The 11,887-nt window shown below is 69.1% G+C and carries 10 protein-coding genes; 3 read left to right on the forward strand and 7 right to left on the reverse strand.

Annotated elements, in window-relative coordinates:
- The 6 genes from J4573_RS51505 to J4573_RS51530 all read right to left on the reverse strand — a co-directional run.
- Positions 1-705 (reverse strand): DUF222 domain-containing protein (locus J4573_RS51505; RefSeq protein ID WP_208263808.1); only part of this gene is annotated, 705 nt, incomplete at its 3' end.
- A gap of 262 nt (positions 706-967) precedes the next feature.
- On the reverse strand, positions 968-2,449 hold the full coding sequence (locus J4573_RS51510) for an APC family permease (RefSeq protein WP_208263809.1): 1,482 nt from the start codon (positions 2,447-2,449) through the stop codon (positions 968-970).
- Between the two features lie 28 nt (positions 2,450-2,477).
- Positions 2,478-3,662 carry an alanine racemase gene (locus J4573_RS51515; protein WP_208263810.1) on the reverse strand — a complete coding sequence of 395 codons (1,185 nt, stop codon included), beginning with the start codon at positions 3,660-3,662 and terminating at the stop codon, positions 2,478-2,480.
- On the reverse strand, positions 3,640-4,902 hold the full coding sequence (locus J4573_RS51520; protein WP_208263811.1) for an ROK family transcriptional regulator: 1,263 nt from the start codon (positions 4,900-4,902) through the stop codon (positions 3,640-3,642). The genes J4573_RS51515 and J4573_RS51520 overlap by 23 nt, the downstream gene beginning before the upstream one ends.
- A 154-nt stretch (positions 4,903-5,056) precedes the next feature.
- The gene (locus J4573_RS51525; protein WP_208263812.1) at positions 5,057-6,304 is read right to left on the reverse strand and encodes a DUF7927 domain-containing protein; all 1,248 of its coding nucleotides are present in this window, start codon (positions 6,302-6,304) and stop codon (positions 5,057-5,059) included.
- A gap of 140 nt (positions 6,305-6,444) precedes the next feature.
- Positions 6,445-7,194, reverse strand: a complete 750-nt coding sequence (locus J4573_RS51530; RefSeq protein ID WP_208263813.1) for a MerR family transcriptional regulator — start codon at positions 7,192-7,194, stop codon at positions 6,445-6,447.
- 82 nt (positions 7,195-7,276) lie between these two features.
- Between J4573_RS51530 and J4573_RS51535 the strand changes: the two genes are divergently transcribed.
- The 3 genes from J4573_RS51535 to J4573_RS51545 all read left to right on the forward strand — a co-directional run bounded on the left by J4573_RS51535 (position 7,277) and on the right by J4573_RS51545 (position 10,621).
- Positions 7,277-8,419, forward strand: coding sequence for an acyl-CoA dehydrogenase family protein (locus J4573_RS51535; RefSeq protein ID WP_208263814.1), 1,143 nt, complete (start codon positions 7,277-7,279; stop codon positions 8,417-8,419).
- A gap of 81 nt (positions 8,420-8,500) precedes the next feature.
- Entirely contained in the window at positions 8,501-9,796 is a 1,296-nt protein-coding gene (locus J4573_RS51540) for an NsdA family TPR-like regulatory protein (RefSeq protein ID WP_208263815.1), read from the forward strand.
- 93 nt (positions 9,797-9,889) lie between these two features.
- Positions 9,890-10,621, forward strand: coding sequence for an acyltransferase domain-containing protein (locus J4573_RS51545; protein WP_208263816.1), 732 nt, complete (start codon positions 9,890-9,892; stop codon positions 10,619-10,621).
- Positions 10,622-10,666: 45 nt separating this feature from the next.
- Here the strand turns inward: J4573_RS51545 and J4573_RS51550 are convergent, their stop codons facing one another.
- Complete coding sequence (locus J4573_RS51550) at positions 10,667-11,884, reverse strand: hypothetical protein (RefSeq protein ID WP_208263817.1); 1,218 nt, start codon at positions 11,882-11,884, stop codon at positions 10,667-10,669.
- Positions 11,885-11,887 lie beyond the last annotated feature (3 nt).

The raw sequence follows: 11,887 nt of genomic DNA on the forward strand, positions 1-11,887 counted from the left end.
GCCCAGGTCACGACGGTCATCGGTCCCGGCGGGCTTGGCCAACGGCGCGAGTGTGCCGTCCAGGATGGCGGTGTCTTCGGGGTTGAGCCACCCCTTGAGGTAGCAGCCACCATCCAGTGACCGGCTGACGGTCACCCAGGACCGCTCATACCCGCGCTGCACATCTTCGGGTGGCTTGTCTTCGCCGTTGTGCTCACGCACCAGGTCATGGATCTTCCCGCCGAGCTTGGCGACCTTCCCCGCCGACAGGCCCTCGTTTGCGGCGGTGAGGAGGATGTCCTCGGCCGCTGCGGTGTCATCGTCATTGAGGCGCTGCACAGCGTCGGCGATCGTGGCCGCGTACCCGAACGACAACTCGCCAGTGGCCAGGCCCGTGCGGACACGGCCGAGCCGGTGAAGTTGCCGAGCCAGCGTGATGCGTTCCTTGGCGCGGCCCTCGCGCATGCCCATCCGGCACCGCAGCCACGCCTGCGTGGACGGCAGGCCCCAGTGCTTCATCTCACCGGTCCGGTCAACCACCGCAATCAACTCAGCGAGCACATGCTCAGCCCGGTCGGTGACCGTGGAGAGCGCTTCAGCCAATTCCATGCAGGCGGCCCCGGACTCGGGCGCAGCCCTATTGGCGAGTTCGGAGAATATGACGGACGCCGCTTCCACCAGTTGTTGAGTGGAAGCGGATTCGGTGTCCGCCACGATCGAACTCATACCGTTATTTTACCATCACATACCGTCAATGCGATGATCGAATAATGGTTTTTCGAAGATTCTTTCGACGGTGCTTTCCCGCGCGAAGCGCGGCTATCAAAGCTTGTGGTTCAGCCCTGTGAGAGCCGCACCCGAACAACCCAGCCCCCGGCCCCGTCCCTTCCTTCCTCGTCGCTGAGCTTTTCGGCCTTCAGCCAGCACAAACCCGCAGACGGGCACCAGCCGCAGCGGAAGGGGTGACCGTAGCCGCCCGGCAATACCCCTAACGACCTGAGCGGGAAATGGAAGAAGAAGAGGAATCGGAGGAAATGGTAGAAGAGGAACCGGCCACCGAATCCTCATCCTCGGCCCAGACTCGGCCCATTGCGTCTAGGAGAGCGGGCCGACTGCGAACGATCCATGCCAGATAGGCCAACCCGACCACCATCCACGCCACGATCAGAACGAGCGCCACCCGATTCGGGCCAGTTGGCAGTGGAACGAGCTGGCCGTAGATGGGCATCAACAGCAACAGAGCGGCGGCCACCGGCACGACGCCGTGCTTCAGAAGTGAGAACTCCGACGGGTGTTCGCGGCGGTAGTAGCGGATGAGCGCGATGCTGATGCTGATGTAGACGATGACCATGGCGACGCCGACGATCGTTCCGGCGAAGCTGTACATGCCCATGGGCTTGATCCAGGCGCCGCCGATCAGGGCGGCGGCCAGCGAGAAGAGCATGTAGCCGGCGAGGGCGGCCTGGGGGACCTGGCGGGCGCCGACTCGACCCAGCAGGCGAGGAAGAAGACCCTCGCGGCCCATGGCGAAGACGACGCGGACCTGGGCGGTGACGCCGGAGATGAGGTTGGCGAACTGGCTGTTGAGGACGGTCAGGGCGAGGAGCCAGCCGACGCCCCAGAACTTGTTCATGAGGGTCGTCCAGGGTTCGGCGTCGTCGCGGAGGGCGGCGGTGTCGCCGAAGCCGATGGCGGCGGCGTAGCCGGAGAGGACGTAGAAGAGGCCGATGGCGAGGACGGCGGTGAAGAGGGCGATGGGGATGGCGCGTTTGGCGGAGCGGGCCTCTTCGCCGAGGGTTCCGGCGGATTCGAAGCCGATGAACATGAGGATGCCCCAGAGCATGCCCTTGCCGAGGCCGCCGATGCCGTCGGGGGAGGAGCCGGGGTTGAACGGGGCGAGGGTGATGCCGTCGGCGCCACCCTTGCCGAAGATGATGGCGAAGAGGGCCAGGAGGACGCCCAGTTCCAGGACCAGGAAGATGAGGGCGGTCTTGGCGGACTGGGAGACGCCGAGGCCGCTGATGCCCCAGACGACGGCGCCGAAGAGGATTGTGAAAATCCACCACGGAACGTTCCAGGAGAACTGGTCCTTGAGGAACGCCGAGGTGAACGAGCCGATGGCCGACAGGAGCATCGGGCCGACCATCCCGTACGCCAGCAGGAGGAGCCAGCCGGACGCGAAGCCGCCGTGGCGGCCGAAGCCGTGGGTGTTGAAGGTGTAGGCGAAGCCCGCGGTCGGCAGCTTGCGCGCGAACGAGGCGATGACCGATGCCACGAGCAGGCAGACGATCATGGCCAGCAGGATCGCGAGCGGGAGGGCGTAGCCCGCGGCGCCGGCGGCCAGGGGCGTGTTGAAGAAGACGCTGGTCGCCGGGCCCATGAAGGCCATCGAGATGACGGCCGCGCCGACCGCCCCGAGGGCCCCTTTGCGGAGGCCGGGGGTGGTGGAAGTGTCCTGAGAATCGGACATGGTCACTCCTTGAACGAAGACGATGTGGTCAGGCCACGCCGTCGACTGGACGGGCTTCCCCGTCGTAGACCCCCCGAAGGTCCAGCTCACCCGTACGGATTCCGGCGACGGCCTGCGTGCGCCCCCGCGTCACGAAGACCTGCGGCCGGAAGCAGAAGACGACGGGGTCGCCGACCTTGGCGCCGTGGGTGAGGGCGCCGGGGATGCGGCAGTAGTAGTGGATGGCGCCCGCGTCGGCCGTTTCGACGTTCATGCGCTGCTCGGACTCGCCGACCAGGGCGGTCAGCTGGTAGTCGCCGAGCACCTTGTCGACGTAGTAGCCGGCCGCGAAGACGTAGGCGTCGTCGCCGTCGAAGTGCGAGATCTCCGAGACGTAGACGATCGCGGGGACCTCGGGCTGAGTGTCGTCGAAGAGGTGCAGCGGGGTCGTGCCGTGCAGGCCGTTCCCCGGCTCGACGTGGGTGGCGCCGAGGCGGGCCTGTTCGGCGAACGTTCCGGCGGAGGTGGTGCCGGGGGCGTTCACCTGGGTGATCTCGAAGCCGGCGGCGCGGAGGCGGTCCGCGGCCTCGGTGACGGTGGCGAAGTTGCGCGTCGGGCGTACGGAACGGGTGTCGGCGTCGGCGAGCATGCACGGGAAGTTGGTGACGCCGGTGACGCGCAGGCCGGGGATGCCGTCGATCTCGGCGGCGGACTTCTCGATGTCGGCGAGCGGGAAGCCGCCCGCGTGGCCGAAGTAGTAGGTGTCCTCGGGGCCTCGGACGCGGAGGAGGACGGGCTGGGTCCGGCCCGCGCGTTCGGCGGTGGCGCCCAGGCGGGCGGCGATCTCGGGGTTGAAGACGGTGACGACCTCGGGGTCGGCGGCGATCACCGCGTCCTCGGTGCCGCGGTGCGGCTGAACGAGATGACCGACGTGACCGATCTTGATGCCGGAGCGCTGAACGGCCTCCATGCCCTGGATGTCGACGCAGACCGCGCTGTCGATGCCCGCGGCGGCGATGGCGCGCAGAGTGTCGGGGTTGCGGCCGAACTGCTTGGCCATCACGTACAGATTCAGGCCGTGGCGCTCGGCCTCGGCCACCTGGGCGGCGGCGTTGGCGTGGATCGCGTCGAGGTCGATCAGGTAGGTGTTGGCCCGGACGCGGCCCTCCCGGTGCAGGCGGACCGCGGCCGTCGCGAGGCCGGGGTTGGTGTCAAGCAGTCGCCGCAGGAACATGGTGTCCCTCCTTGGTGAGGTGGTCGAGCACGGTGGTCGCGGCGCCGCCGAGATCGGGCAGTGCGACGTCGAGGCCCTGGTAGACGGCGTGCAGGGCGGTGACCCAGGACCCGATGGCGCCGCCCGGGTCGCCGAGGACCGAGGTGCGCAGCACGGGTGGCTGCGGCGTGAATTCGGCCAGGTCGGCGGCGAGCGCGGGGAGCCAGGGCGCGAACGCGGGGGCGACGCCGCCGGCGAGTACGATCACGTCCGGTTCGTAGGCGACGGTGACGGCGGTCAGCATCGTCCGCAGGCCGTTCCTGGCCTGGTCGAGAACGGGTCGCGGGGCGTTCAGCTCGAAGATCTGCGCGGCGTCGGCGACGGCGTGACCGAGCTCGCGGGCGTACCGCACCATGCCGCCGCCGGAGATCGCGTCTTCCAGGTTCCCGGCGCCGAACGGCAGCACGCCGAACTCGCCGACGCCTCCCGTACGGCCGGGGAGCGGTCGCCCGCCGAGGTAGACGGCGGCGCCGAGGCCGGTGCCCGCCGCGATCATCACGGCGTTCGCGTGGCCCTGAGCGGCGCCCGCGGTGACCTCGCCGAGCAGCGCCGCGTTCACGTCGTTGGCGAACGTGGTGACGCCGGGCAGGGCCGCCTTCACGGCTTGGGCGAACGCGTCGCCCTGAAGTTGGGGAAGGTTGGGCGCTGTCCGTACGGCACCGGTCTCGGGGTGCACCGCGCCGGGCAGGCCGACCGCGGTGGCGCCGAGCTCCCGGCCGTCGGTGAGCCGCCGAACGTGGGTGACGAGCCAGTCCGCCATCTGCTGGGTGGTGAGGTCGCCGGGCGTCGCCTCGCGCGCCCAGGCCCGTACCCGCCCGGCGAGATCGGTGACCAGGAACCGGGTGCTGGTGCCGCCCAGATCCACGCCGCAGACCAGCCGGTGCTCACCCGCGAGGCAGATCGCCAGCGCCTGCCGCCCCCGGCCGCTCCGCCCGCTGGCGCTCCGGCCGTCGCCGCTCCGCTCGCCGCCGCTCCGGCCGGGGCCGCTGCCGGGCGTGCTGCCGGGGCCGCCGCCGGCCTCGGTCAGCGGGCCTGACTCTCGTACGAGTCCGGCGCCTACCAGCTCCTCGACGACACGGGTCACCGTCGCCTTGCTGAGGCCGGTCGCCTGGGCGACCGCCACCCGGGTCGTCGTGCCGCGGGCGAGCAGTTCACCCAGGACCACGGCCCTGTTCGCGCGGCGCGCGTCGCTGCTCTCCACCCTGCTCGTTCCCCCCGCTTGTTTTAGTTTCAGTGTGAAATTAATTACTGGATCATGTATATCCGCAGGTCCCGGAGGGTGTCAAGGAACCGTTAACGCGCCAGAGCCCGCCCGGGGCGATCCGGGCGGGCTCTGAAGGACGAAAGAGCGGGCGTCAGCAGTGGGCGCGGCGCTCCGTTCCGAGAACGCTGGGCGGTGCGGACGCGAGGCGGCAGTTGTGCACCAGATAGATCTTGGGAACGCGGACCGGCTTGGGCGCGCAGCCCTTGCCCTTGCCGCCCTGGCAGAGCATGGCGGGCCCGGCGCCGATGATCACGTTCCGCAGCTTGCCGTCGCCGGACTCGGGGTGCCGGACCGTCACCGAGTACGTGATGGCGCGGGTCTGCCCGGACTTCACCGAGCCGCGCCACGTGAGCTGCGGCTTGGCGTAGTCGATCGTGCCGGCGCTCGCCTTGGCGTCGTCGTCGTACTTCGCGTCGTCGAGAACGTCGCTCAGGTCGTCGGTGAACTGCGCGTTCGGCTCGTCCGCCGTGCCCTTGTTGCTGACCTCGACCGTGTAGTGGACCTTGTCGCCGGGCCTGACCTTCTTCGGATGCGCGGTCTTCTTCATGGCGATCTGCGGCTCGCCCTTGACCGGCGGAGGCGCCGGAGCCGCGGGAGCGCGCACCGGATACATGGCCCTCTTGCCCGCGATCCACAGCTGGCCGATCGGGATGCCGGTCTGCCAGTGGAAGTGGATGACGAGCGACTTGATCGGCACCTTGGGCTCGAACCAGCCCGAGGCCCCGTCGGTGTCGGGGCCGTTCCCGACCAGCGTGCTGGAGCCCGCGTCCCAGTGGGGCTTGTCGGTGCCGGTCTTGCCCTTGCAGGTGGACGGCAGCGGGCTGCCGTTGCAGTAGTTGAACGCCGACTGGAAACCGAGTTCGGCGGCGGTGAGGGCCTTGCCGTCGGCGCCGATGGCCGTGATCTCGGCCTTGTCCGCGTCGATGTCGCCGAGCGTGAAACCCCAGCTCCCGACGGGTGTGGGGTTGTCGAAGGTGATGGTGGCGGTCGAGTGTTCCTTGTTGTTCCTCGTTCCGAAGAACAGGTAGTTCTTACCCTGCGAGCTGCCGTACTCCTTGCCGAACGGCGTGCTCGCGTTGAGGAACGTGGAGTTCCCCGAAGGGGTCTGCTGGCGAGAGGCGTTGCTGGTGACGGTGCCGTCCAGATAGGACGCGCCGGGGGCGGTCAGCCGCCCGCTGCCCAGGTCCCACTCGGCGTAGACGCCGCTCGCCGCGAACGCCGGGCCCAGGCCCGTCGTCATCGTGATCGCCGCGGCCGTCGCCAGGACGGTGCCCGTCCGGGCCAGGGTTCTGAACGAATCGGGCATGCGTCCGCCGCCTGCCGCCGATGGGTTGCGCATGAGACCTCCTACGACTCCGACCTGACCCTTTCGGAGGTGATCAAGCCGGATCGACTCACGGAGGTCGCTTTTGATCGACGGCTCGCCAGAAAATAGCCGCCCGATGACCGGCCGATGCTTCTGCGCTCGCGCTCCCGCGCTCAGTCGTGAGGGACGCTGTTGCGGATGGCGCGGTCCACGGCGCGCTGGAACGAGGTGACCAGCGACTGGATCATCAGCGGCTTGAGCTTGTTGGTCAGCTCCAGCAGCTGGTCGCGTTCCGCAGGCGGCCGGCCGCGCTCGCGGTACGGGCGTACGACCGTGTCCTGGAAGACGCCCTGCAGCTCGGCCGCCAGCTCCGTCGTGTAGCGCTCGACGGCCTCATGCGAGGCGATCAACGTGTCGAGCGGCATCGGCAGCGCGGCCAGCTCGGCGCTGATCCCGAGCAACGCCGGACTCACGACCCGTACGGCATCGTCGGCGCCGAGCCCCGCGGCGCCGGGCTCCGCGACGCCGAGCCCCGCGGCGCCGAGCTCTACGACGCCGAGCGCCTCGAGTCGCTTGAGCGTGTCATCGTCGAGGTGCCGCCCGGCCCGCCGGTCCAGCTCGTGCCGATCGAGATCTTCCGGAACCTCCGGCGCCCACGGCGACAGCAGCGCCCGCTGCAACGCCAGGTCCTCGGGCGGCGCGTCGAGCGGGATCTTCTCCAGGTGCTTCTCGATCGCGGCCAGGGTCAGCCCGAGCGCCTGAAGCTCCCGTACGAGCTCCAGCCGCGCCAGATGGTCGGCCCCGTACAGCCCGGTCCGGCCGCGCAGCCGCGGCGGCGGCAGCAGCCCGCGCCCCGCGTAGAAGCGCACCGTGCGCACGCTGACCCCCGCGCGGGCGGCCAGTTCGTCGACCGTGAGCTCCATCGCACGCCCTTCCGCTATGTGACAGCTCTAGTGTTACATTAACGGTGTATCAGCAGCCACTTACCTGAGGAGCCAGGGGCGCATGGCGCGAGAGATCTTCACCGAGGAGCACGAGGCCTTCCGCGACATGGTGCGGTCCTTCATCGCGAAGGAGATCGCGCCCCACCACGAGCAGTGGGAGAAGGACGAGATCGTCTCCCGCGAGGTGTGGCTGGCCGCGGGGCGTCAGGGCCTGCTCGGCATCGAGATGCCCGAGGAGTACGGCGGCGGCGGCAACCCCGACTACCGCTACTACACCGTCTTCAACGAGGAGCTGGCCCGCGCGATGGCGACCGGCCCCGGCTTCGCGGTGCACAACGACGTGGTCGGCGGCTACCTGGTCCAACTGCTGAACGACGAGCAGAAGCAGCGCTGGCTGCCCGGCTACTGCTCCGGCGAGCTCATCACCGCGATCGCCATGACCGAGCCCGCCGCCGGGTCCGACCTGCAGGGCATGAAGACCACCGCGGTCAAGGACGGCGACGACTACATCCTGAACGGCTCCAAGACGTTCATCACCAACGGCATCCTGTCCGACCTGGTCATCGTCGCCGCCAAGACCGACGCCAACGCCGGCGCCCACGGTGTCAGCCTCCTCGTGGTCGAACGCGGCATGGCGGGCTTCGAGCGCGGCCGCAACCTCGACAAGGTCGGCATGCACGCGCAGGATACCGCCGAGCTCTTCTTCAACGACGTCCGCGTCCCCGCCAAGAACCTCCTCGGCGACGAGGGCATGGGCTTCATCTACCTGATGCAGAACCTGGCCCGCGAGCGCCTCTGCATCGCCGTCTCCGCGGTCGCCGGCAGCGAGTACGCGTTCGAGACGACGCTGGAGTACTGCAAGACCCGCGAGGCGTTCGGCCGCCCGATCGGCAAGTTCCAGCACAACCGCTTCACCCTCGCCGAGATGAAGACCGAGATCACGGTCGCCCGCGCGTTCGTCGACCAGTGCATCGCCAAGGAGTCCCGCGGGGAGCTGAACGCCGAAGAGGCCTCCATGGCCAAGTGGTGGACCACCGAGATGCTGAAGACCGTCGTCGACCGCTGCGTCCAGCTCCACGGCGGCTACGGCTACATGAACGAGTACCCCATCGCCAAGGCCTACCAGGACGTCCGCATCCAGACCATCTTCGGCGGCACCACCGAGATCATGAAGGAGATCATCGGGCGGTCGCTGGGGGTGTAGCGGCGGGGTGTTGGTGTCCGGGTTTGGTATGGAAAGTGAAAATTGGGTAGTGGTCTGGTCTGTGACGGAGGAGCTCCGGCCATGGCCCGCTACCCGAACAACCGGCTTCGCGATCTTCTGAGCGAGGCCGGCTGGACGGGTGCCGCGCTCGCGCGGGCGATCAATGAGGTGGGTGGGGAAGCCGGTCTCGCGTTGCGCTTTGATCGCACCTCGATCGCCCATTGGCTGAGCGGCATGCGGCCGCGCGATGCGCTGGTCCCGGATTTGGCGGCGGAGGCGCTCACTCGGCGGCTTGGCCGGGCGGTGAGTGCCGCTGAGACGGGGCTGGCTCGGCGGGAGTTGGTTACCGCTGAGCCGCAGGAGTTGCCGCTCTTGGGGAGTGGCGGTGGGCGTGACGTCTACCGGACTGACGCGCTGCAGGTTGCCGGGTGGTCGGCGCTGGTGGCGCAGGGGGAGTCCATGGTGGCGGGGAGGCCTGCCGGGGGGAGAGTCGCGAAGGCTGAGCTGGACTCGGCCGCGGCGATGATGCGGATGTTTTCTGAGCTCGACGCCACGGTCGGGGGCGGGTACGCGCGGGAGACTCTTGCGGGGTATCTCGACACGACGGTTGTTCCTTGGCTGCGGGCCAAGGCCAGTGCTGATGTTCGGCGCAGGCTGCTCGTTACGGCGTCGCGGCTGGCTTATCTGTGCGGGTTCATGTCGTTCGATGATGAGTGTCATGGGACGGCGCAGCGCTATTACCTGGCCAGTCTTCGGTTGGCGGCGGAGGCCGCTGACAGGTTGGGGTACGCGGCTGGGCTGCGGGCCTTGTCGGTGCAGGCCGAGTATTTGAAGCATTTTGAGGACGCGGCCAGGCTGGCGGATCGGGCGGCCGAGGCCGTTCCTGCGGAGGCGTCGCCGCGTGCCCGTGCTTTTCTGGCCGCCCAGCAGGCGACTTCGTATGCGGCGCTGGGGGATCGGCGTGCGGCCCTTGAGCATCTGAGCCGTGCCGAACGGCATATCGAGGCGGCCAGTGATTCGCCGTCGCAGGTGGTGAGCTACCACGCGGCGGCCATGGCGCACTCTCGGGCCAATGTGCTGGCGCGGTTGGGTGAACGTTCTGCGGCGATCCGCGACCTGACGACCTCGATCAAGCTCAGACCTGTGGAAGAACGACGGTCGCGGCTGGTGACTCTTGCGCATCTGGCGGAGTTGCAGCTGGCCGAACGCAGGTTGGACCAGGCGTGTGCGACCTGGCATCAGTTCCTGGACGAGTATCCGGGCGTGGCGAGCGGGCGGGCGCGTACGGGCTACGCGACTTTGCGGTCGGTTACGGCCAGCTTCCCGCGGAGCTCGGCGGTCAGGGCGTTGCGGGGCCGGCTGGCGGCTGCTGGTTGAGCTTGGGCGTGCAACAGGCACCTGGATGCAACATAGGTATTCGCTGCTACGGCTTCTCGTGGGCAGGTTCACGGCGCTTACTGGTCTGGAAGGGTGACCCGACGCATCGACTGGGAGCTGGCGGTGACGGGACAGACGGCGTTCATCTTTCCTGGACGCGGGGCTTACGTTCCCGGCGCGCTGGCCGGGGTGGTGAGCGAAGACGTCAGGCGGACGTTGAACGAGCTCGACTCGGTGGTGGCCGCGTATGGGCTGGCGCCGGTCTCGACGATGGTGGCGGGGCCGGGTGCGCCGAGCTTAGGGGAGCTGCTGGTCGCGGCGCCTGAACGCATTGATCCGGCCATCTATGCGACCTCTGTGTGCTTGGCGACGATTCTCGAGCGTGAGCGGGGGATCGTTCCGGACGTGGTGAGCGGGCACCGGTTGGGAGAGGTCGCTGCCCTGGCGGTCGCGGGCGTGCTCACGGTGGGGGACGGAATGCGGGTGGTCTGTGAGGACGCGGCGAAGCGGTTCGGGACGCCGGTTTCTCTGGGGCGTCCGCGCGTCAGGTGTTGGTCTCCCAGGACCCGGCGGTACGTGACCTCGGGGGATGAGGGCTCGGGGCTGCTCTATGAGCGCGGGGCCGGGCCGGTGGGGTTCATGTCCACGGCACGCTTTCTGTACGCGGACGGGATCACGCGGTTCGTGGAATGCGGTGCGCGTGCGCTTCTGACCTTGCTGACGCTGGACTGCCTGCCTCGCGCGACCGCGTTGACCGCCGAGCAGGTGCTCTGCCCGACGTCGGAACGCCGCAGAGCCGGTCGTGCCCAGGCCGGGGATTGGTGAGGAGGGGGTGGCCTGGACGTGGCCGGCTCTGCGACGCCTGAGGGGTCAGACGGTCAGGAGCGGATCGTGAACGTCGGGCTGGTGGTCGTCGGCCGCGTTCTCGCGAACGGTCGTTCCTCCGGAGAGGCGGCGCGGGACGGTCGAGAGGGGGCCCAGGCCAGAGAGGGCGTCAGTTAGCTCCTCGACTAGGCCTGGCCGGGCGGACAGGGTGGGGACTAGGCCGACGGTCTGGACGCGGGCTAGCGACGCGGCGCTGATGTCGGTCAGGGCGTTCACCACTCTTACGTCCGCGCAGGTCTCGGCGGCGATGTCCCTGGCCTTCCGGCAGTCGGCGTCGGTGTCGGCGTCCGTGCCCAGGATCAAGGTGACGTCGCTGGCGGACGCGACCGAACGGATCGTGTGGATGAGGTTGGAGGACGCGTAGCACCACGCGTCGAAGTGGTGTCCTGACAGGGTCGGAACGTGCTCCCGCATCGTTGCGACCAGGCGGGCGGCGTCCTCGGCGGGCATGCCGGGATCGACCACGAACGAGGTTCGCGTGCCGTTGAGCGCGTGGACGTCGGCGTCGTTCTCGACGAGGGTGGCCTCGTCCAGCAGGGAGTTCACGACGGCGTGCTCGGCTCGTCCGATCACCACGACGTCGTCTCCGCGAGCGGCGTAGCGTGCGGCGTCGGCTTGGACCTGGGCGACCAGCGGGCAGGTGGCGTCCACGACGCGCATCCCGCGTTCGGCGGCCTCGGCGCGGACCGCAGCAGGAACGCCATGGGCGGGGAAGGCGACCATGGACCCGGCGGGGACCTCGCTCAGATCGTCGGTGACGACGGCGCCGCGCGACGCCAGGGTGGCCAGGTCGGCGGGTGCGGCCTTCGGAGCGCCGATGACGAAGAGCCGGGCCGAAGACTCTCCGGCGGCGTCCATCATCATGTGGAGTCCGCGCCGGCCGCCCGCGCACAGGGGAGCCGTGTCGACCACCAGCATTCGTCGTGACCGCACCGCGCGAATCCACGAGCGGACGAGGCGTTCGGCTGACGTGAGGCCATTCGGGTCGTCCTGCCGTACGGCGATGCCGAGCCCGTGCACCTCCGCTTCCCTGTCCAGATAGGTGACGGTCAGGAGCAGGGAGTCGGAGTCGGTCGACCCGTCACGGACGGTCACCGACCCTTGCCGTACGGGCCGTTCTGAGGCGACCAGGTCGGCGGCCAGCAGCGGCGCCGCGTCGCACCGAACGGGGCCGAGCCGCGGATGAACGAATGATGTTGCCACCAC

Source organism: Actinomadura barringtoniae (assembly GCF_017573505.1).
Lineage (GTDB): Bacteria > Actinomycetota > Actinomycetes > Streptosporangiales > Streptosporangiaceae > Spirillospora > Spirillospora barringtoniae.

What these genes read in the sequence shown, in the direction of transcription:
- J4573_RS51510 (WP_208263809.1), bottom strand. Translation starts at nt 2,449, where the DNA reads ATGTCCGATTCTCAGGACACTTCCACCACCCCCGGCCTCCGCAAAGGG.
- J4573_RS51515 (WP_208263810.1), bottom strand. Translation starts at nt 3,662, where the DNA reads ATGTTCCTGCGGCGACTGCTTGACACCAACCCCGGCCTCGCGACGGCC.
- J4573_RS51525 (WP_208263812.1), bottom strand. Translation starts at nt 6,304, where the DNA reads ATGCGCAACCCATCGGCGGCAGGCGGCGGACGCATGCCCGATTCGTTC.
- J4573_RS51530 (WP_208263813.1), bottom strand. Translation starts at nt 7,194, where the DNA reads ATGGAGCTCACGGTCGACGAACTGGCCGCCCGCGCGGGGGTCAGCGTG.
- J4573_RS51535 (WP_208263814.1), top strand. Translation starts at nt 7,277, where the DNA reads ATGGCGCGAGAGATCTTCACCGAGGAGCACGAGGCCTTCCGCGACATG.
- J4573_RS51540 (WP_208263815.1), top strand. Translation starts at nt 8,501, where the DNA reads ATGGCCCGCTACCCGAACAACCGGCTTCGCGATCTTCTGAGCGAGGCC.